We start from the raw sequence: 22808 nt of genomic DNA on the forward strand, positions 1-22808 counted from the left end.
ATGGACGTTCAGGGCGTGATGACGGAGCTGCACGGCATCCTCGGCACCGAGGGGCTGGAGCGGGTCGAGGAGTGCCTTCGCATCCTCACCGGCGAGCAGGCCCCGGAGTACCTGCACGACGACCAGGAGCCGACCCGGCTGTTCTTCCCCGGGATCAGCGCCCTGCCCTGGCACGACACCGCCGAACTGCCCTGGGTGGCCCGGCTGGAGGAGGCGTACGACCGGATCAAGGCCGAGTTCCTGGAGCTGCGCGCCGAGCAGGCCCGCTTCGCCCCGTACGAGGACCTGTACACCAAGGAGCTCGGCTGGCAGGGCTGGGACACCTACCAGCTGTACCGCAACGGCAGCTGGCGCGACGAGGTCCTGGAGCGCTGCCCCGAGACCCACGCCGCCGTCTCGGCGAGCCCGCACGGGCCGCGCGACGGCATGTTCACCATCCTCAACCCCGGCGTGCACATCACCCCGCACACCGGCGGCGTGAACCTGCTGCTGACCGCGCACCTGCCGCTGATCGTGCCGCCCGGCTGCGCCATCAAGGTCGGCGACGACGAGCGGGGCTGGGAGGAGGGCAAGGTGATCCTCTTCGACGACAGCTTCATCCACGAGGCCTGGAACAAGGGCACCCAGCAGCGCGCCGTCCTGCTCTGGGACGTCTGGCACCCGGAGCTGACGCCCGTTGAGGTCCGGGCCCTGGAGTTCCTGATGCCCCGTTTCCAGCGCTACCTCATGGCGGTCTGAGCCGCCCGGCGGCCCTGATCCCCACGGCAGCCCTGAACCCCATGGCGGTCTGAGCCCCGGCCGCGTACCCGGTCCTGCCCGCCCCGCCGCGCGCGGAGCCCACCTCACCCACGGAGAACACCTTGAACGCACAGCCGGTCATTCCCGACGAGGCCGAGACCGACGGCCGGGTCGCCGTCGTCGGCCTCGCGGGCCGCTTCCCCGGAGCCGATTCCGTCGACGCGCTGTGGGAGCTGCTGGCCTCCGGCACCGAGGCGATCAGCCGGTTCGGCCCCGAGGAGCTGCGGGCCGCCGGGGTGCCGGACGGCGAGGCCGGCAGGCCCGGGTACGTGGCCGCCAAGGGCGTGCTGGCGGACGTCGCCGGCTTCGACTCCCAGCTGTTCGGTTACAACGCGCTGGAGGCCTCGGTCATCGACCCGCAGCAGCGGATCTTCCTCGAATGCGCCTGGGAGGCGCTGGAGGACGCCGGCTGCGACCCCGACCGGGCGCCCGGGCCGATCGCGGTCTACGCCGGGTCGCTGCTGAGCACCTACCTGATCCACAACCTGCTGCCGCGCACCGACCTGCGGGACTCCCTCGGCGTGCCGATGCTCTTCCAGGGCAACCAGCCCGACCAGCTGGCCCCCCGCGCCGCGTACAAGCTCAACCTGCGCGGCCCGGCGGTCAGCGTGCAGACCGCCTGCTCGACCTCGCTGGTCGCGGTGCACCTCGCGGTGCAGAGCCTGCTGTCCGAGGAGTGCGACCTCGCGCTCGCCGGCGGCGTCACCGTCACCGTGCCGCACCGCTCCGGCTACCTGCCGGTGCCCGGCGGCATCGAGTCGCCGGACGGGCACTGCCGGCCCTTCGGCGCGGAGGCGGCCGGCACGGTCTTCGGCAACGGCGCGGGCGTCGTGGTGCTCAAGCGCCTCGCCGACGCGCTCGCCGACGGCGACCGGGTGCACGCCGTCATCCTCGGCTCGGCCGTCAACAACGACGGTGCGAACAAGGCCGGTTACACCGCCCCGGGGGTCGCCGGCCAGACCGCCGTGATCCGCGAGGCGCTGTCCGTCGCGGGCGTCGCCCCGGACAGCATCGGCTACGTCGAGGCACACGGCACCGGCACCCCGATCGGCGACCCGATCGAGGTCGAGGCGCTCACCGCCGCCTTCCGCGCCGAGCAGGACGCCGACGACAGGTCCGCCACCGGCTGGTGCGGCCTGGGCTCGGTCAAGTCCAACCTCGGCCACCTGGACACCGCCGCCGGCGTCACCGGCCTGATCAAGGCCATCCTGACGGTTCGCGGCGGCCGCATCCCCGCGAGCCTGCACGCCGAAGCCGTCAACCCCGAACTCGGCCTCGCCGACAGCCCGTTCTTCGTCCCGGCCGGCCTCACCGACTGGCCGGTCGCCGACGGCCCACGCCGGGCCGCCGTCAGCGCCTTCGGCATCGGCGGCACCAACGCGCACGTGATCCTGGAGCAGGCCCCCGAGCCGGCCCCGCGCGAGGCCGCCGCACCGGGCGCCGTCCCCGTCGCCCTGCCGCTGTCGGCCCGCACCGCCGCCGCGCTGGACGCCGTCGCCGAACGGCTCGCCGACGACCTCGCCGCCCACCCGGACCGCCCGCTGGCCGACGTCGCCCGCACCCTGCGCACCGGCCGGCGCCAGCTGGTCCAGCGCCGCGTCGTGGTCGCCGACGACACCGCCGCCGCCGTGGCCGCGCTGCGCGGCGCCGGCCGCCGGGAGTCGGTCCGGGCCCGCGCCGGGCAGGGCGCCGCCCCCGTCGCCTTCCTGCTGCCCGGCCAGGGCGCGCAGTACCCGGGCATGGCCCTGGGCCTGCACCGGGCACACCCGGTGTTCCGCGCCGCCCTGGACGAGGCCGCCGACCTGCTGCGCCCGCACCTGGGCCTCGACCTGGTCGAGCTGCTGCGCGGCGGCGACGCCGACCTGCTGCGTCGCAGCTCCGTCACCCAGCCCGCCGTGCTGGCGGTCGGCCACGCCACGGCCGCGCTGTGGCGGCACTGGGGCGTGCGCCCGGCGGCGCTGCTGGGCCACAGCCTCGGCGAGTACACCGCGGCGCTGCTCTCCGGCGTCCTCGACCTGCCCGAGGCGCTCGCCCTGGTCGCCGCCCGCGGCCGGCTGATGGAGCAGACCGCGCCCGGCGCGATGCTGGCCGTCCCGCTGGACGAGGCGGCCGCGGCCGACCTCGCCGCCGCGCACGGCCTGGACCTCGCCGCCGTCAACGGACCGGGCGCCTCGGTGCTGTCCGGCACCGCCGAGGCCGTCGAGCGGGCCGCCGCCGAGCTGGGCGAGCGGGGCCTGCGCGCCCTGCGCCTGCCGGTGGAGCGGGCGTTCCACAGCGCCCTGTGCGCGCCCGCCGCCGAGCAGTTCGCGGCCGAGCTCGCCAAGGTCACGCTGCACCAGCCCACCGTGCCGTTCCTGTCCAACCTCACCGGCGACTGGATCACCCCGGAGCAGGCCACCGACCCCGGCTACTGGGTGCGCCAGATGCTCTCCCCGGTGCGCTTCCACGACGGGCTGACCCGCCTCGCGGCGCTCGACGAGCGGATGGTGCTGGTGGAGACCGGCCCCGGCAGCGTCCTGACCGACCTGGCCCGCGCGGCCGCCGAGGGCACCGCCGGGCCGCGGCTCGCCCTGCCGCCGCTGCCCACCCGCGGGCGGCGCGGCGCCGAGGACGAGCCCGGCAGCGCCGTCCTCGCCCTCGGCAGCCTGTGGGCGCACGGCGCCGCCGTCGACTGGGAGCCCGTCGACGCCGACGCCCGCCCCGCCGACCTGCCCGGCTACCCCTTCGAGCGGCTCCCGCACTGGATCGAGCCCGCCGTCCCCGGCCGGGCGCCCGCCACCGCGCTGCCCGCCGCGGACCTCGACGCCGTCCACGCGACCGTCAACTGGCGCCCGCTCGCCGAGGCCGCCGGGGACGACCCGCTGGCCGGCCGCCGCCAGACCTGGCTGGTCCTGCTGGACCGGGCCGGCGCCGCCCAGCCCCTGGTCGAGCTGCTGACGGCGCGCGGCCAGATCGTGACCACCGTCCAGCCCGGCCCGGCCTACCGCCGGGTGCGCCGCGGCGTCTACGAGCTCGACCCCGCCGACCCGGCCCAGTACGCGAAGCTGCTGGCCGACCTGCGCGGCCTGGTCCGCACGCCCACCGCCGTCCTGTACGCCTGGGGCCTGGACGAGACGCCGGACGAGACCGCCGGCTACTTCGGCCTGGTCCACCTCGCCCGGGCGATGTCCGCCGAGAGCGTGCTGAACGAGGTCCGGCTCGGCGTCGTGACCGACGGGGCCTTCCCGGCCGCCCCCGGCGAGCAGCCCCGGCCCGCCGCCGCCCTGCTCAGCGGCCCGGTCCAGGTGCTCGGCGAGGAGTACCGCAACCTGCGCTGCACCCAGGTCGACCTCGCCGTCGGCACCCCGCTCGACGAGGCCGCCGCCGACGCGGTGGTGCGCGCCGTGCTCACCGGCCCGGCCCGGCTGCTCGCCCTGCGCGGGGGCGCCCTGCTCACCCGCACCGTCGAGCCCGCCGAGCGCCCCGTCCCGACCGCCCCGGCCCGGGTGCGGGCCGGCAGCACCTGGCTGCTCACCGGCGGCCTCGGCGGGATCGGCCTGACCCTCGCCCGGGCCCTGGCCCGGGCCGGCGCCGCCCGGCTCGTCCTGCTCGGCCGCGGCGCCGCCGACGAGGCCGCGCTCGCCGCGGTGCGCGAGAGCGGCGCCGAGGTGCTGGCCGTCCAGGCCGACGTCACCGACGCCGCAGCGCTGGACCGGGCGCTGGAGCAGGCCCGTGCGGCCTTCGGCCGGATCGACGGCGTCGTCCACGCGGCCGGCGTGCCCGGCGGCGGCTCCGTCGAGCTGCGCTCCGACGACAGCATGCGCACGGTCCTCGCCCCCAAGACCGCCGGCCTGCGCCACCTGCTCGCCGCGCTGCGGCCCGGGGAGGCCGAGGTGCTGGTGCTCTGCTCCTCGCTCGCCACCCTGATCCCGACCTACGGCCAGGCCGACTACGCGGCCGCCAACGCCTACCTCGCCGCCGTCGCGGAGGCCGAGGCCGCGCGCGGCGAGCGCCACGCGGTGGCCGTCGACTGGGACATGTGGGCCGGGGTCGGCATGGCCAGCCGGGCCGAGGTCCCCGAGGCCCTGCGGGCCTTCCAGGCCGACATGCTGGCCGGCGCGCTCACCCCCGAGCAGGGCGCCCGCGCCTTCGCCGCCCTGCTGGAGGGCCCGCCCGGACGGGCCGTGGTGGCCCGGGCCGGCGCCGCGATCGCGGACGGCACGCTGCGCACCTCCGCCGCCCCGGCCGCCGAGGCCCCCCGGACGGCGGCCCTGCCCCGCCCCGAGCTCGCCACGCCGTACACCGCCCCGGCCACCCCGACCGAGGAGCGCCTGGCCGAGATCTACGCCGAACTGCTCGGCCTCGACCGGGTCGGGGTGGACGACGACTTCCTGGAGCTCGGCGGCCACTCGCTGCTGGCCGCCCAGATCGCGGCCCGGCTGCGGGCCGAGTTCGAGGTCGACGTCCCCGCCCGGGTCTTCTTCGAGGGCGGCCGCGTCGCCGACCTCGCCACCGAGATCGAAGACCGCATCCTCGCCGACCTGGAGAACCAGTGACCAACCCCGCAGGCCGCCGCGAGGACCGCCTCGCCCGGCTCACCCCCGAGCAGCGCGCCGCCTTCGAGGCGCGCGCCCGGGGCCGCGCAGGCACCACCCCGGCCGGCACGGCCGGCCCCGCCGCCCCGGCCCCGGCCGTGCCGCCGCGCGACCCGGCGCTGCCGGCGCCGCTGTCCTTCGGCCAGGAGCGGCTCTGGTTCCTGGAGCAGCTCACCCCCGGGCTCGGGGTGTTCAACGAGTACGTGGGCCTGCGCCTGAGCGGCCCGCTGGACGTCGCCGCGCTGGAGGCCGCACTGGACGGCCTGGTGGAGCGGCACGAGGCGCTGCGCACCGTCATCGCCGCCGGCCAGGACGGCCCGGTGCAGCGGGTGCTGGAACGCACCGCCCCGGTGCTGCGGGTGGCCGAGCCGGCCGACGGCGAAGCCGGCTGGAGCGAGGCCGAGGAGCGCGCGCTGGCCGAGCGGGAGGCGGCCCTGCCGTTCGACCTGGAGCACGGCCCGCTGCTGCGCGCCCTGCTGATCCGCTCCGCGCCCGAGCGCGCCCTGCTGGTCGTGGTCAACCACCACCTGGTCGGCGACGCCTGGTCCCGCGCGGTGCTGGTGGAGGAGCTCTGCGCCCGCTACCGGGCCTTCCGCGAGGGCGGCCCGGCCCCCGAGCCGCTCGCCGTGCAGTACGCCGACTGGGCGCAGTGGCAGCGCCGCGAACTCACCGACACCGCGCTGGCCGAGCCGCTCGGCTACTGGCGCGAGCGGCTGGAGGGCGCCCCGCACGTCCTGGAGCTGACCACCGACCGGCCCCGGCCGGCCGTGCCCAGCCACCGGGGCGGCCGGGTGCACTTCACCCTGGACGCCGCCACCACCGAGGCCGTGGAGGCCGCGGCCCGGGCGGCCCGGGCCACCCCGTTCATGGTCACGCTGGCCGCCTGGCAGGCCGTCCTGATGCGCCACTCCGGCCAGCAGGACGTCGTCGTCGGCGTGCCCACCGCGGGCCGCGACCGGCCCGAACTCGCCGGACTCGTCGGCATGTTCGTCAACAGCCTGGTGCTGCGCTCGGACCTCTCCGGCGACCCGACCTTCGGCGAACTGCTCGACCGGGTGCGGGAGACCTCGCTCGGCGCGCTGGCCCACACCCAGGTGCCCTTCGAACGCCTGGTCCGCGAGCTGCGCCCGGACCGCGACCTCAGCCACGCCCCGCTCTACCAGGTGCAGTTCGGCTACCGCAACGTCCCCGCCCCCGACATCGCCCTGCCCGGCGTCACCGTCGAGCTGGTCGAGCTGGACAACGGCCTGTGTCGCACCGACCTGAGCCTGGAACTCGCCCGCGACGGCGAACTCACGGCAGGCGTCTGCGAGTTCAGCGGCGACCTGTTCGACGACGACACCGTGCGCACGCTGACCGAGGCCCTCCAGCGGGTGCTGGCCCGCGGCGCCGCCGACCCCGGCCTGCGGCTCTCCGACCTGCTCGCGCTCACCCCCGTCGAGCAGGCCCTGCTGGCCTCGGCCGGCGACGGCCCGGCGCTGCCCGAGGACGCGCCGGACGTCGTGACGGCCTTCGCCGAGGCCGTGCGCACCCGCCCGGACGCCGAGGCCGTGCTGCCCGGCGGCCGCCCGGACCAGGCCCTCACCTTCGCCCGACTGGACGCCCGGGTCGACGAGTTGCTCGCCCGGCTCCAGGCCGTCGGGGTGCGCCCAGGCGACCGGGTCGGCCTGTGCCTGCGCCGCGGCACCGACCTGCCCGCCGCCATGCTCGCCGTGCTCCGGGCCGGCGCCGCCTACCTGCCGCTCGACCCGGACTACCCGGCGGCCCGGCTGCACCACGTGGTCGAGGACGCCGAGCCCGCCGTGGTCGTGGTGCACGCCGCGACCCGGGACGCCGCGCCCGCCGGCGCCCCGCTGCTCGACCTCGACGCCCCGGCCGAGTCCTCTGCAGCAGCACCCGTATCCGTGTCCGTGGACCCGGACGCCCCCGCGTACGTCATCCACACCTCCGGCTCGACCGGCCGCCCCAAGGGCGTCGTCGTGCTGCGCCGCAACCTCACCGCCTTCCTGGCGGCGATGGACCGCGTACTGGCGGACGACGGGGAGCCCGCCACCTGGCTGGCCGTCACCAGCGTCTCCTTCGACATCTCCGTCCTGGAACTGCTCTGGACGCTCAGCCGGGGCCACCGCGTCGTGGTCAACCCCGACCCCGGCACGGCGACGGCCCCCGCCCCGGTTCCCTCCGCGCAGGCCGCCCCGGCCGTCCCCGAGTTCAGCCTCTTCTACTTCGCCAGCGACACCGCCGGCGCCGAGCCCGGCCCCGACCAGTACCGGCTGCTGCTGGACGGCGCCCGCTTCGCCGACACCAACGGCTTCTCCGCCGTCTGGCTGCCCGAGCGGCACTTCCACGCCTTCGGCGGGCCGTTCCCGGCCCCCTCGGTGCTGGCCGCCGCGATCGCCCAGGCCACCGAGCGGATCGGGATCCGGGCCGGCAGCGTGGTGCTGCCGCTGCACCACCCCGTCCGGGTCGCCGAGGAGTGGTCGGTCGTCGACAACCTGTCCGGCGGCCGGGTCGGGCTCTCCTTCGCCTCGGGCTGGCACGCGGACGACTTCGTCCTCGCCAAGGACGCCTACCAGGACCGCCAGGCGCTCACCGTCAGCGGCATCGAGCAGGTGCGCCGGCTGTGGCGCGGCGAACGGCTCCCCTTCGAGGGGCCCGGTGGCCGCACCGTCGACGTCCAGGTGCTGCCCCGCCCCGTCCAGGCCGAGCTGCCGTACTGGCTCACCTCCTCGGGCAACCCCGAGACCTGCCGCACGGCCGGCCGGGTCGGCGCCCGGCTGCTGACCCACCTGCTGGGCCAGAGCGTCGAGGAACTCGGCGAGAAGATCGCCCTCTACCGGGAGGCCTGGCACGAGGCCGGCCACCCGGGCGACCCGCACGTGACCCTGATGCTGCACAGCTACGTCGGCGCGGACGCCGCCGACGTCCGGGCGCACGCCTGGCAGCCGTTCCGCGACTACCTGCGCAGCTCGGTCGGCCTGATCGAGAACCTGGCCCGCAGCCTCGGCATGGACGTGCGCAGCAGCGACTTCACCGCGGAGGACCAGGAGGCCCTGCTCGACCACGCCTGCGCCCGCTACCTGGGCCACGGCTCGCTGATCGGCACCGCCGAGGAGTGCCTGCCGCTGGTGCACCGGCTGGCCGCCGCCGGCGTGGACGAGATCGGCTGCCTGGTCGACTTCGGCGTCGACACCGACGTCGCGCTGGCCGCCCTGCCCCGGCTGGCCGAGCTGCGCCGCACCGCGGCCGCCGCACCGGCCCCCGCCCCGGCCGCCCTCGCGGTCGCGGCCGACACCGAGCTGACGGCGCTGGTGCGCGCCCACGGCGTCACCCACCTGCAGTGCACCCCCTCGCGGGCCCGCACCCTGCTCGACGAGGCCGACCCGCAGGCCCTGCGCGGCCTGCGGCAGCTGCTGCTCGGCGGCGAGGCCCTCGACGCCGAGTTGGTGCGCCGGCTGGCCGAGCACCTCGGCGGCCCGATCCGCAACATGTACGGGCCGACCGAGACGACCGTCTGGTCCACCACCGCCGAGGTCGACCCGGCCGAGGGCCTGGTCACCATCGGCGGCCCGATCGCCGGCACCACCGTGCGCGTCCTCGACCCGTACGGGCGGCGGGTGCCCGTCGGCGTGCCGGGCGAACTCCTGATCGGCGGCGCCGGGGTGACGGCCGGCTACCTCGGGCTGCCCCAGCTCACCGACGAACGCTTCGTCGCCGACCCCGAGTCGGCCGATTCCAACCCGGCCGACCCGGCCGCCCGGCTGTACCGCACCGGCGACCTCGTCCGCACCCTGCCCGACGGCCGCCTCCAGTACCTCTCCCGCAACGACCACCAGGTCAAGATCCGCGGCTTCCGGATCGAGACCGGCGAGGTGGAGGCCGCGCTCACCGCGCTGCCCGGCATCCGCCAGTGCGTGGTCACCGCCTACGGCCTGGGCACCGCCCGGGCCGCGCTGGCCGCCTACCTGGTGCCCGAGGACCCGGCCGCGCCGCCCGCCCCGGCCGAGCTGCGGGCCGCCCTGGCCGGGCAGCTGCCGGGCTTCCTGATCCCGTCCCGGTTCATCCCGCTCGACGCGCTGCCGCTCACGAGCAACGGCAAGGTCGACCGCGCGGCGCTGCCCGCCCCCGAGACCGTCCCCGCCGCCGACCGCGACCGCACCGCGCCCGCCACGCCGACCGAGGAGCGGATCGCCGCGATCTGGCGCGAGGCCCTGACCCTCGACGAGGTCGGCACCGAGGAGGACTTCTTCGAGCTCGGCGGCCACTCCCTGCTGGCCGCCCGGATGGTCGCCGGGATCCGCCGCGACCTGGACGTCCAGCTGCCGCTGCGCACCCTGTTCGACTCGCCGACCGTCGCCGCCCTCGCCCGGGCCGTGGACACGCTGGGCGCCGGCGGGGCCACCGCGGCACCCGCCGAACCGGTCGAGCTGCTGCCCGACCCGGCCCGCCGCCACGAGCCCTTCCCGCTGACGGACGTGCAGCGCGCGTACTGGATCGGCCGCAGCGGCGCCGTCGGCGGCGACGTCGCCTGCCACCTCTACCTCGAAGTGGACGTCGCCGACGTCGACCCGCTGCGCCTCCAGGACGCCTGGCAGGCCCTGGTGCGGCGGCACGACGCGCTGCGCCTGGTCTTCGCCGAGGACGGCACCCAGCGCATCCTGCCCGAGGTGCCCGCGTACCAGCTGGCCGTCGAGGACCTGCGCGGGCTGCCGGAGCCCGAGCGGGCCGACGCCCTCGCCGGGACCCGCGCCCGGATGTCGCACCAGGTGCTGCCCGCCGACACCTGGCCGCTGTTCGAGCTGCACGCCAGCCGGACCGAGGGCACCGACGCCCGGCTGCACCTGAGCATCGACACCCTGATCGCCGACGGCGGCAGCGTGCAGATCCTGCTGCGCGAGCTGCTGGCGATCTACCAGGGCTCGCTCGACCCGCGCCCGATGGAGCTCTCGTTCCGCGACTACGTGCTGGCCGAGCAGACCCGCCGCGAGGGCCCCGCGCTGCAGCGCGACCTCGACTACTGGCACGGCCGCCTGGAGACCCTGCCGCCCGCCCCCGCGCTGCCGCTGGCGCGGCGCCCCGAGGAGCTGACGCAGACCAGGTTCCACCGCCGCGAGGCGCACCTGCCCGCCGAGCTGTGGGAGCAGCTGAAGAGCCGGGCCGCCGCCGGCCGGGTCACGCCCTCGGCGCTCGCCCTGGCCGCCTACGCCACCGTGCTCGGCACCTGGGCGGCGGCCGACCGCTTCACCCTCAACCTGACCCTGTTCAACCGCGTCGGCGAGCACCCCGACCTGGCCGCCATGGTCGGCGACTTCACCGCGCTCAGCCTCTTCGAGGTGGACGGCGCCACGGCCGGCTCCTTCGCCGACCGGGCCCGCCGGCTCCAGGACCGGCTCTGGGAGGACCTGGACCACCAGCTGGTCAGCGGCGTACGGGTCGGCGGCGACCTGGCCCGCCGGCGCGGGGTGGCCGACGCCGCCATGCCGGTCGTCTTCACCAGCGAGCTCGGCGCCGGCGAGGTCGGCGGCAGCCGGGTCCTGCGGGAACTCGGCGCCAAGGTCGCCCACACCATCACCCAGACCCCCCAGGTCTGGCTGGACCACCAGATCTCCGAGGACGAGGGCCGGCTGCGGCTGACCTGGGACGCCGTCGAGGAGCTCTTCCCCGAGGGCCTGCTCGACGCGATGTTCGAGGCCTACACCGGCCTGCTCACCGCCCTCGCCGAGCGGCCCGACGCCTGGACGGACCCGTACCTGGCCGCCCTGCCCGCCGCCCACGCCGAGGCCTACCGCGCGCTCAACGCCACGGACGGCCCGCGGCCCGACGGGCTGCTGCACGAGCCGTTCCTCGCCCAGGCGCGCACCGCCCCCGAGCGGACCGCCGTGGTCTCCGCCACCGGCACCGTGACCTACGGCGAGCTGGAGCGCGCCTCCGCCGCCGTGGCCCACGCGCTGCGCGGCGCCGACGTCGGCCCCGGCGACCTGGTCGGCGTGCGCGCCGACCGGGGCTGGGAGCAGGTCGCGGCCGCGATCGGCGTGATCCGGGCCGGCGGCGCCTACCTGCCGCTGGACGCCGGACTGCCGGCCGCCCGCGTCGCCCGCTCGCTCGAACACGCCGGCGCCACCGCGCTGCTCGCCCGGGAGTCCTGGGACGCGGACGGCGCGGTGCCCGCCGGGGTCACCCTGCTGGGCTTCGACCAGGCGCTGGCCACCCCGGCCGACACCGAGCCGGCCCCGGTGCCCACCACCCCGGCGGACCTCGCGTACGTCATCTACACCTCGGGCTCCACCGGTGACCCCAAGGGCGTGATGATCGACCACCGCGGCGCGCTCAACACCGTGGTGGACGTCAACGACCGCTTCCGGGTCGGCCCCGCCGACCGCGTCCTCGGCCTCTCCTCGCTCGGCTTCGACCTCTCGGTCTACGACCTGTTCGGCACCCTCGCCGCCGGCGCCGCGCTGGTGCTGGTCGGCCCCGGGGAGGAGCGCGACCCCGCGCGCTGGTCCCGACTGGTCGCCGAACACGGCGTCACCGTCTGGAACTCCGTCCCCGCGCTGATGGAGATGCTGCTCGCGTACGCCGGCGGCAACCCGGCCGCCGACCTGGAGTCGCTGCGCCTGGTCATGCTCAGCGGCGACTGGATCCCCGTCGGCATGCCCGACCACGTCCGCGCGCTGTCGCCCAAGGCCGAGGTGATCAGCCTGGGCGGCGCCACCGAGGCGTCGATCTGGTCCGTGCTGCACCCGATCGGCGCGGTCGAGCCGGGCCGCCCGAGCATCCCGTACGGGCGGCCGATGCGGAACCAGGGCATGGTCGTCCTGGACGAGGCCTTCCGGCCGCGCCCGGTCGGCGTCGCCGGCGCCCTGTTCATCACCGGCGTGGGCCTGGCCGTCGGGTACCGCAACGCGCCCGAGCTCACCGCCCGGGCGTTCCCGACCCACCCGGTCACCGGGGAGCGCCTGTACCGCACCGGCGACCTCGCCCGGCTGCTGCCCGACGGCGAGCTGGAGTTCCTCGGCCGGGAGGACTGCCAGGTCAAGGTGCGCGGCATGCGCATCGAGCTGGGCGAGATCGAGTCGGCGCTGGTCCGGATGGACGGCGTCCGGGAGGCGGCGGCGCTGGTCGAGGGCAACGGGCTCGGCGCCCGGCTCGCGGCCTTCGTGGTCCGCGAGGCCGCCCGGCCGCAGCCCGCCGCCCCCGCCCCCGCGGTGGCCCCGGCCCTGGACGCCGAGCGGGTCCGCCGGCTGGAGGCGCGCCTGCGCCAGCCCGGCCGCCGCGCCGACCTGGCGGGCCGCGAGGTCCTGCCCTTCGCCCTGCCGACCGACACCCTGGACCTGCGCCGGGCCGCCGCCCTGCGCGGCGCCGCCACCGGCTTCGCCGACGCCCCCGTACGGCTGGCCGACCTGCACGCGCTGCTGACCGTGCTCGCCCGCCAGGACGAGGACGGCGTGCCCCGGTACGCCTACGGCTCGGCCGGCGGCCTGTACCCGGTGCAGACCTACCTGGCCGTCGCCCCCGGCAAGGTGGCGGGCCTGCCGGCCGGCACCTACTACGTCGACCCGGCCGGGCCGGCGCTGGTCGCCCTCGACGGCGCACCGGGCTCGGCCCGGGCCCTGGACCGGGCGCTCTACAGCGAGGCCAACGGGCCGCTGCTCGACCAGGCCGGCTTCGCCGTCTTCCTGGTCTCCCGGACCGCCGCGATCGCCCCGGTGTACGGCGAACTCGCCGACCGTTTCTGCCTGTTGGAGGCCGGGGCGATGGCGCAGCTGCTGCGTCACCGCGCCGCCGACTGCGCGGTGGCGCTCTGCCCGATCGGCGACGTCTTCCCGGAGCCGCTGCGCGAGGCGCTGCGGCTGGAGGACGGCCAGCGCGTGCTGCACACGCTCGTCGGCGGCCGGCCGCTGAACGCGGCCGCCGACGAGCCCGGCTCCGGCACCGACTGGACGGCCGCGCTGCGCGACGCGCTCGCCGAGCGGCTGCCCGGCTACATGGTTCCGCAGCGGGTGCGGGCGGTCGAGGCGCTGCCGCTGTCCGCCAACGGCAAGGTCGACCGGGCGGCGCTCGCCCGGCTGGGCGCCGCGGTGCCCGCCCCCGCCGTCGTCTCCGCCGTCCCCGTCGCCCCCGCCCTCGCGGCGGCCCCGGCGGCACCGGTGGCGCGACCGGCGGCGCACGGGCCGAACACGCTCGGCGCGATGGAGCGGCTCACGGAGCTGTGGCGGGAGGTGATGGACGGGGCGGAGGTCGGCGTCGACACCAACTTCTTCGAGGCCGGTGCCAACTCCATCCACCTGGTCCGGGTCCAGCGGCGGATCGCCGAGGACTTCGGGCAGGAGCTCTCGGTGGTCGAGATGTTCGACCGGCCGACCATCCGCCACCTGGCCGAGCTGCTGGACCGTCCGGTCGCCGCCCCGGCCCCGCAGGCGGTACCGGCTGCACCAGCGGCACCGGCTGCATCAGCGCCCGAGCCCGCCTCGGACACCGCCGCACCCGGCACCGCCGCATCCGACACCGCACAGCCCGTCGGCGGCGACCGCCGGCAGCACCACGAACGGCGCCGCGCCGCCCGCCGAGGCGGCTCCGGCACCGGCCCGACCGGCTGACCCCGACGGCCGGCGGCCGACACCCCGCACCCCGTGCCGGGTGTCGGCCGCCGGACCCCCGCGAGCCGCGTCGCATCACCACCCATGAGGAGAAAGCCCGATGACCACCCACGCCCCCGGGGGCCCGGCCGCCGCACCGCCGGACCTGCCGGACGCGATCGCCGTGACCGGCCTCGCCTGCCGGTTCCCCGGAGCTCCCGACGCCGGGGCCTTCTGGGCCAACCTGGTCGCGGGCCGCGAGAGCGTCACCTTCCGGAGCGCCGAGGAGCTGGCGGCCCTGGGCGTCCCCGCCGAGCGGCTGGCCGACCCCCGGTTCGTCGGGGCGGGCGGCGTGCTGGAGGGCCTCGCGGAGTTCGACGCCGAGTACTTCGGCATCCCGCCCCGCGACGCCGAGCTGATGGACCCCCAGCACCGGCTGTTCCTGCAGTGCGCGGTCACCGCGCTGGAGGACGCCGGGCAGCTGACCGACGGCGTCGAGGGCGGCGTGGGCGTCTACGCCTCGGCCGGCTTCAACTCCTACCTGACGCACCACCTGCTGCCCAACGCGGCCCACCTGGCCGACCGGGCCGACGTCCAGTGGCTGGCCGCCGGGGACAAGGACTACCTCGCCACCCAGACCTCCTACCGGCTGGGCCTGACCGGCCCGAGCCTGAGCGTGCAGAGCGCCTGCTCCTCCGCCCTGCTCGCGGTCCACCTGGCCGCCGAGGCGCTGCTCAGCGGCGAGTGCGACGTGGCGCTGGCCGGCGCCGTCTCCGCCGGGATCGGCCAGGGGCTCGGCTACCTGCACGCCGAGGGCGGGATCCTCTCCGCCGACGGGCACTGCCGCCCCTTCGACGCCGACGCGACCGGCACGGTCTTCGGCAGCGGCGTCGGCGTGGTGGTGCTGAAGCGGCTGGCCGACGCGGTCGCCGACGGCGACACCGTGCGGGCCGTGCTGCTCGGCTCGGCGGTCAACAACGACGGGAACCGCAAGGTCGGCTTCACCGCGCCGAGCCTGGACGGACAGGTCCGGGTCGTCTCGGCGGCCCAGTCCGTGGCCGGGGTCACGCCCGGCGAGGTCTCCTGCATCGAGGCGCACGGCACCGGCACCGCGCTCGGCGACCGGATCGAACTCGCCGCGCTGGGCCGGGTGTTCGCGGACGCCCCGGACTCCCGCCGGGTGCTCGGCGCGGTCAAGTCGAACGTCGGCCACCTGGACACCTGTGCCGGGATGGCCGGGCTGATCAAGACGGTGCTCGCGCTCCAGCACCGCACGCTGCTGCCGACCGTGCACTTCGAGAGCCCCAGCCCCGAGCTGGCCCCGGGCCTGTTCCGGGTGCTGACCGAGGCCGAGCCGTGGTCCGGCCGCGACGGCGCCCGGATCGCGGGCGTCAGCTCCTTCGGCATCGGCGGCACCAACGCCCACCTGATCCTCCAGGACGCGCCGCCGCTGCCCGCCGCGCCCGCCGCCGAGCCGGCGCAGTGGGAGCTGCTGCCGCTGTCCGCCAGGAGCGAGCGGGCGCTCGACCGGGCCGCCGAGCGGATCGGCGCGGCGCTGGCCGGCCCCGGTGCGCCCGGCGCGGGCGATGCCGCGTTCACCCTCCAGACCAGGCGGCGCCAGCACCCGTGGCGGCGCGCCGTCCTGACCGGTCGTTCGGGCGAGGCGTCCCCCGCCGCCCAGGCCGTCCAGGCCGTCGGGACCGGCCAGAAGGTGGCCTTCCTCTACCCCGGGCAGGGGGCCGGCCACCCCGGCATGGCGGCCGAGCCGTACCGCGCCGAGCCGCTCTTCCGCGCCGCGCTCGACCGCTGCCTGGACGCCCTGCGGCCGTGGACCACGGCGCCGCTGCGCGAACTGCTGCTCGACCCGGCCCACCCGGACCTGTTCGACCGGACCGAGACCGCCCAACCGGCCCTGTTCGCGGTGGAGTACGCGCTCACCGTGTGGTGGACGGGGCTCGGCATCCGACCAATCGCAGTCGCCGGGCACAGCGTCGGCGAGTTCGCGGCCGCCTGCGCCGCCGGGGTCTTCGACCTGCCCGGCGCCGCCCGGCTGGTGGCCGAACGCGGCCGGCTGATGGGCACCATGGCGCCCGGCGCGATGCTCAGCGTCCCGCTGCCCGAGCCGGAGCTGCGCGCCCTGCTGGACGACCCGGCCGGGCCGGAGCTGGCCGCCGTCAACGCGCCCGACCGCTGCGTGGTGGCTGGCGCCCCCGAGGCGGTGGCCCGGCTCGCCGAGCGGCTGGCCGCGCGCGGCGTGGCCGCCCGGCAGCTGGCCGTGCGGCACGCCTTCCACTCCCGGGACGCCGAACCGCTGCTGGAGGAGTTCGCCCGGCTGGTCGCCACCGTGCCCGTCCAGGCGCCCGCCGTGCCGCTCATTTCCGGCCTGACCGGGCGTGAGCTCACCGCCGAGGAGGCCGCGTCGCCGCAGTACTGGGCGCGCCAGCTGCGGCACACCGTCCGCTTCGCCGACGCGCTCGCCGCGCTGCCGGGCGACGGCCCGCTGCTGGAGCTCGGCCCCGGCCGGGGGCTGAGCGGCTTCGCCGTACGGACCCTGGGCGCCGGGCGCCCCGCGCTGCCCACCCTCGGCGGCGCCGCGCCCGCCCCGGACCAGCCGCCGGCCCGGCTCACCGCGCTGGCCCGGCTGTGGGAGCGGGGCGCCGAGGTCGACTGGTCCGCCCTCGGCGAGCGGGCCGGGCGCCGGCACGTCTCGCTGCCGGGCTACCCGTTCGAGCCCACCCGGCACTGGTTCGAGCCCGCCGCCGCCGAGCCCACCGCCACCACCCTCCAAAGCCCCGCCGCCTCCGCGCAGGTTTCCGACGGTGCGAGCGGCGTGGACGACTGGCTGCACGTCGTGTCCTGGACGCAGGCGCTGCCGCCGTCCGGCACCGGGCCGCTCCCGTCGTCGGTGCTCCTGCTCGCCGACGAGTCCGGCCTCGCCAAGGCCGTCGCCGGAGAGCTCGCCGCCGCCGGCGCCCAGGTCAGCCTGGTCCGCGCCCGCGCCGGGGCGCCCACCGCGCAGGACACCCCGTTCACGCTCGACGCCCCCTTCACGCTCGACGCCGACGACCCCGCCGCCTTCCCCGCGCTGGCCGCCGCCCTGGCCGCGCACGGCACCGCACCGGACGCCGTCCTCTCCTGCTGGGCCCTGGACACCCCGCCGCTGCACCGGGCCACCCCGGGCGAGGCGGCCGACGGCGCGCTGCGCGCCCTCACCGTCCCGGTCCAGCTGGCCCGGGCCCTGGGCGAGGCGTTCCCCGGCCGGCCGCTGCGGATGCTGCTGGTCACCGACGCCGCCCACGGGGTGCACGGGCAGCCCGCCCGCACCCCGCAGGCCGCCGCCGGGCTGGGCGCGGTGCGGGTGCTGCCGCAGGAGCTGCCCGGCGTCACCGTGCAGGCCCTCGACCTGGACTGCCCGACCCGGGAGCCCGAGGAACTGGCCCTGGCGGCGCAGACCGTGGTGGCGCAGCTGCGCGCCGGACACACCGCGGCGCCGCTGACCGCCGTCCGCGGCCGGGCGCACCTGGTGCCGGCCCCGGAGCGGCCCGTCCTCACCGACCCGGCCGGGCCGCAGCCCGCCGCGCCGTCCGGCGTGTGGCTGGTCACCGGCGGCCTGGGCGGGATCGGTCTGGCCGTGGCCGGCCACCTCGCCGAGGACGGCGACCGGACGCTCGTCCTGCTCACCCGCCGTGCCGTCCCCGACGGCGCCGGCTGGCGGAGCCTGCGCCCCGAGGGCGCGGCGCCCGCCGCGAGCTGCCCGCCGGAGCTGGCCGAGGCCCTCGCCGGACTGACCGCGCACGGCGCCCGGCTCTGCCTCGTCCAGGCGGACGTCACCGACGAGGCCGCGCTCGGCGCCGCGCTCGACCGGGTCCGGGCCGCGTACGGCCCGATCGCCGGGGTGGTCCACGCCGCCGGGGTGCCCGGCGGCGGCGTCACCGCGCTGCGCAGCGCCGGGGAGATGGCGCGGGTGCTCGCCCCCAAGGTGCTCGGCACCGTCCTGCTGGAGCGGCTGACGGCCGTGGACCGGCCGGTGCTGGTGCTCTGCTCCTCGGTGCTGGCGCTCACCGGCGCGGTCGGCCAGGCCGACTACACCGGCGCCAACGCCTTCCTGGACAGCTTCGCCGCCGGCACCCGGGCCGCCGTGTCGATCGGCTGGGACCGCTGGTCGCAGACCGGCATGGCGCTGCGGTCCGGCCTGCGCGACTGGCTCGACGGCGGCGAGGTGCTCGACCACGCCCTGTTCGACGCCCGCCGGGCGGAGCCGGACGGGACGGTGGAGCTGCGGCTGCGCCGCACCGAGCAGAGCGTCTGGCCGGCCGAGGAGCACCGGATCGGCGACGTCCCCGTCCTGCCCGGCACCGCGCTGCTCGAACTCGCCGTCGCCGGCCACCGGTTGACGGTCGGGGACGGGCCGGTCGAGCTGGACGCGGTCTTCACCCACCCGCTGCGGATGCCCGCCGACGCCCCGCCCGAGGTCACCCTGCGGCTGCGTCCGGCGCCCGACGGCGGGCACCTGTGGGAGGTGCGCTCCAGCGCCGTGCCGTCCAGGCCGCACGCCCAGGGCCGGATCGCGCCGTACGGGGGCGACTCCCCCGAGCGCCTGGACCTCGACGGCCTCGCGGCCCGCTGCGCCCCGGTGCCGCAGGTCGCGGTGCCCTCCGCCGCCGGGGAGCGGCCCGGCGGCGCCAGCGGCCTGCGCACCGGGCCGCGCTGGGAGAGCGTCACCGAGGTCCGCGAGGACGGGCGCGGCGAGGCGATGCTGCGGCTGCGCCTGCCCGAGGCGTTCCACGGCGACCTGGCCGCGCACCCGCTGCACCCCGCGCTGCTGGACACCGCCACCGGCGCCGTCACCGCCCGCACCGGCAGCCACCTGCCGGTCGCCTACCGCCGCCTGGTGGTGCTCGGCCCGCTCGGCCCCGAGGCCGTGGTGCGGGTCGACCGCCGCTCCGGTGACGCCGGGGCGGGCGACACGCTGGTCGTCGACGTGGTCGTCGCCGGGCCGGACGGCACTGCGGCCGTGCTCGTCGAGGGCTTCGTGCTGCGCCCGGCCCCGGCCGCCCCCGGCCCGAACGCTCCTGGCCTGGACGCCCCCGGCCCGGACACGCAGGGCGGCATCCCGACCCGGGAGGGCCTGCTGGCCTTCGACCGGATCCTGGCCAACCGTCACCTCCCGCACGTGCTGGTCAGCCCCCGCGCGACCGGGCCGGCCGCGCCCGTCCCGTCCGCATCGCAGGCCGCACCCTCCGCGCCGCAGGCCGCCCCGGCGACCGGCCCCGAGGGGCTGGAGGAGCAGATCTCCGCGGTCTGGTCCCGGCTGCTCGGCGTCCCCCGGATCGGCCCCGAGGACAGCATCTTCGAACTCGGCGGCGACTCCCTGCTGATCGTCCAGATCACCGCCGAACTCCAGCGGCAGGGCCTGACCGTCTCCCCCGGCGACCTCTTCGCCCACCCCACCGTCGGACAGCTCGCCGCCCGGCTGCGCGCGGACCACACGCCCGCCGCCGAACCGGCGTCCGACACCCCCGCCCCGCCCACCGCTCCCACCGAGCCCGATCCGGCCCCCGCGAAGGGGTCGGGCGAGGCGTTCTCGGACGCGGACCTCAGCGCAGACGACCTGGCCCGGGTATTCGCCCTGTTCCGGTCAGGAGAGGACACCAAGTGAACGACATCGAGGACATCTACCCGCTCTCGCCGACCCAGGAGGGGATGCTCTTCCACAGCACCACCTCCCCCGAGCACGGCCTGTACGTCGAGCTGACCACCTTCCGGGTGCGCGGCGAACTGGACCTGGCCGAGCTGGGAGCCGCCTGGCAGCGGGCGATCGCCCGGCACCCGGTGCTGCGCACGGCCTTCGTCCGCGAGCGGATCCGCACCCCGCACCAGGTGGTGCTGCCCAAGGCGGACCTGCCGATCGAGTTCCGCGACCTGTCCGGGCTGGACGAGCCGGCCCGGGAGCGCGCCGTCGCCGAGGAGCTGGAGCAGCGCGCCCGCGAGCGCTTCGACCTGGCCCGGCCGCCGCTGATGCGGCTGCTGGTACTGCGCCTGCCCGACGAGCACCTGGTGGTGTGGACGTACCACCACCTGCTGCTGGACGGCTGGTCCGCCGCGCTGCTGCTGGCCGAGGTCACCGCCGGACTCTCCGGTGACGCCGCCGAGGCGCCCGCGCCGCCCGCCTTCCGCGAGTACATCGCCTGGCTGGGCCGTCAGGAGGCCGAGCGCGACCGCGCGTTCTGGACCGGCTACCTGGCGGGCTACCGCGAGCCGGCGACGCTGAGCCTGCCGGGCGTGCGCCCGGGCGCCAAGCCGTCCGGCGACTTCCGCACGGTGCGGGCCGAGCTGCCCGCCGAGACCGTCACCGCGCTGCGGCGGCTGGCCGCCGGCAAGGCCACCACGCTCAGCAGCCTGGTCGAGGCCGCCTGGGCGGGGACGGTCGCGCGCTGCTCCGGCCGCGACGACGTGGTGGTCGGCGTGACCGTCTCGGGCCGCCCCGTCGACCTGGACCGGGCGGACCAGATGCTCGGGATGTTCATCAACACCGTCCCGGTGCGGGTGCGGATCGACCGGGAGCTGCCCGGCGACGAGTGGCTCGCCCGCCACGCCACGACCCGCCACCCGCTGCTGGACCACCAGCACACCCCGCTGACCGACATCCAGCGCTGGGCCGAGACCGCGCCCGGCGTGCCGCTGTTCGACACCGTCGTGGTGGTCGAGAACTACCCGGACCGCACCGAGGCGGTGCTCTCCCACGGCGCCGTCACGGTCAGCGACGTCCGCTACGAGACCCGGACCAACTACCCGGTCACCCTGGTCGTGCGGGCCGCCGCCGAGATGCAGCTCCAGGCGGTGGTGGACGCCGGGCGGATCACCCCGGAGGAGACCGCCGCGCTGCTCGACCACGTCGTCGCGGTGCTGACCCGCATCGCCGCGCAGCCCGGCCGCCCGGTCCGCGAGCTGCTCGCCGTCCCTGAAGCGGCCCGCGCCCGCCAGCTCGACACCTGGAACGGCAGCGAGATCGACCGCGCCGAGCCGTCGGCCCTGCTGTCCGGGCTGATCGACGACGCGGTCCGCAGCCGCCCGGACCACCCGGCGGTGGTCGACCAGCAGACCCGGTACAGCTACCGCGAGCTCGACCGGCGGGCCAACGCCCTGGCCCGGCAGCTGGCCGCGCGCGGCGTGCGCGCCGGCGACCGGGTGGGCGTCTGCCTGGGCCGCAGCGCCGACCTGGTGACCGCGATGCTGGCCGTCGCCCGGGCCGGGGCCGCGTTCGTCCCGCTCGACCCGGCCCACCCGGTGGAGCGGATCGGCCTCGTCCTGGCGGACGCGGCCCCGGCCGTGGTGCTCACCGACGCGACCGGCGCGCCCGCGCTGGCCGGCTGGGACGGCGCCGCCGTCGACCTGGCCGCCGCCGACCTGGCCGCCGCCGACCTGACGCTCCAGGAGACCTCCGCAGACCTGCCGGGCGCCGCCCCGGACGGCCTCGCCTACCTGATGTTCACCTCCGGCTCCACCGGCCGCCCCAAGGGCGTCGCCGTCGGCCACCGGGCGCTGGCGAACCTGGTGGACAGCCTGGCCCGCCGCCACCCCGGCCTCGACGGCGACACCCGCTTCCTCGCCCTCACCACGCTCAGCTTCGACACCTCGCTGGCCGAGCTGCTGGTGCCGCTCGCCGTCGGCGCGACGGTGCACGTGGGCGGCCAGGCGCTCGGGCTGAGCGGCCGCGAACTCGACCGCTACAGCGTCGAGCACGGCATCACCGCGCTCCAGGCCACCCCGTCCCGCTACCGGGCGCTGCTCGACTCCGACTGGCAGGGCGCCGGCCGGCCCCGGCTCTACAGCTGCGGCGAGGCCTTCCCCGCGGACCTGGCGGCGCCACTGGCCGAGCGCGGCGAGTCGGTGTGGAACATGTACGGGCCGACCGAGACCACCGTCTACTCCAGCGTCGAGCGGATCACCGCCGACACCACCCGGGTCACCGTCGGCCGCCCGATCGCCAACACCGTGCTGCACGTGCTGGACACCGTGGACGGCGAACTGCTGCCGGTCGGCTGCGTCGGCGAGCTGTGCATCGGCGGCGACGGCGTCGCCCAGGGCTACTGGCAGCGGCCCGAGCTGACGGCCGAGCGGTTCGTCACCGACCCGTTCACGGGCGGCCGGATGTACCGCACCGGCGACCACGCCCGCCGCCTGCCCGACGGCCGGATCGAGCTGCTCGGCCGGATGGACCGCCAGCTCAAGCTGCGCGGCTACCGGATCGAGCCCGGCGAGATCGAGCAGGTCCTGCTGGCCCTGCCCGAGGTGGCGGCCGCCGCGGTCGCCGTCCGGGAGGGCCGCCTGGTCGCCTGGGTGGTGCCCGCCGACCGGGGCGCCCCGCTCGACGCCCCCGGCGTCCAGGCCGGGCTGCGGCGCTCGCTGCCCTCGTACATGGTCCCCGAGGCGGTCACCGTCCTCGCCGAACTGCCGCTCACCCCGGCCGGCAAGACCGACCTGCTCGCCCTACCCACCCCGGCCGGGTTCGCCGACGAGGCCGCGCCGAGCGGCGGGCCGAGCGGCACGGCGGACCACGAGGCGCTGGTGGCCCGGCTGTTCCGCGAGGTCCTGGCCCTGCCCGAGGTCGGTTTGGACGACGACTTCTTCGAGCTGGGCGGCGACTCGCTGCGCGCCCTGCGACTGGTCTCCCGGCTGGAGGCGGAACTCGGCTGCTCGCTCGACATCGAGCTGCTCTTCGACTCCTCCACGGTCCGCGACCTCACCGCGGCCATCGGCCCGGCCCTGGCCGCCGACGCCGACGCTTCGGGCTCCGACGCCTTGGCCGACGCCGACCAGTGAACCAACCGGCGTCCCGGCCGGCCCCGGCCGCCGGGAC

5 protein-coding genes are annotated in these 22808 nt (G+C 77.3%); all 5 read left to right on the forward strand.

The window, feature by feature from the left end; genetic code table 11:
- The 5 genes from ACFVHI_RS14425 to ACFVHI_RS14445 all read left to right on the forward strand — a co-directional run bounded on the left by ACFVHI_RS14425 (position 1) and on the right by ACFVHI_RS14445 (position 22771).
- On the forward strand, positions 1-738 hold the full coding sequence (locus ACFVHI_RS14425; protein WP_063352428.1) for an aspartyl/asparaginyl beta-hydroxylase domain-containing protein: 738 nt from the start codon (positions 1-3) through the stop codon (positions 736-738).
- 122 nt (positions 739-860) lie between these two features.
- Positions 861-5333, forward strand: a complete 4473-nt coding sequence (locus tag ACFVHI_RS14430) for an SDR family NAD(P)-dependent oxidoreductase (RefSeq protein WP_380339006.1) — start codon at positions 861-863, stop codon at positions 5331-5333.
- Complete coding sequence (locus ACFVHI_RS14435; RefSeq protein ID WP_380339009.1) at positions 5330-13969, forward strand: amino acid adenylation domain-containing protein; 8640 nt, start codon at positions 5330-5332, stop codon at positions 13967-13969. The genes ACFVHI_RS14430 and ACFVHI_RS14435 overlap by 4 nt, the downstream gene beginning before the upstream one ends.
- Before the next feature lie 100 nt (positions 13970-14069).
- Positions 14070-19607 (forward strand): SDR family NAD(P)-dependent oxidoreductase, encoded by a 5538-nt coding sequence (locus tag ACFVHI_RS14440; protein ID WP_380339012.1) that lies wholly within the window; start codon positions 14070-14072, stop codon positions 19605-19607.
- Positions 19604-22771, forward strand: coding sequence for an amino acid adenylation domain-containing protein (locus tag ACFVHI_RS14445; protein WP_380339015.1), 3168 nt, complete (start codon positions 19604-19606; stop codon positions 22769-22771). Before ACFVHI_RS14440 ends, ACFVHI_RS14445 begins: the two co-directional genes overlap by 4 nt.
- Positions 22772-22808: the final 37 nt, after the last annotated feature.

It is taken from the genome of Kitasatospora sp. NPDC127121 (assembly GCF_042677305.1).
GTDB lineage: Bacteria > Actinomycetota > Actinomycetes > Streptomycetales > Streptomycetaceae > Kitasatospora.

What these genes read in the sequence shown, in the direction of transcription:
- ACFVHI_RS14425 (WP_063352428.1), top strand. Translation starts at nt 1, where the DNA reads ATGGACGTTCAGGGCGTGATGACGGAGCTGCACGGCATCCTCGGCACC.
- ACFVHI_RS14440 (WP_380339012.1), top strand. Translation starts at nt 14,070, where the DNA reads ATGACCACCCACGCCCCCGGGGGCCCGGCCGCCGCACCGCCGGACCTG.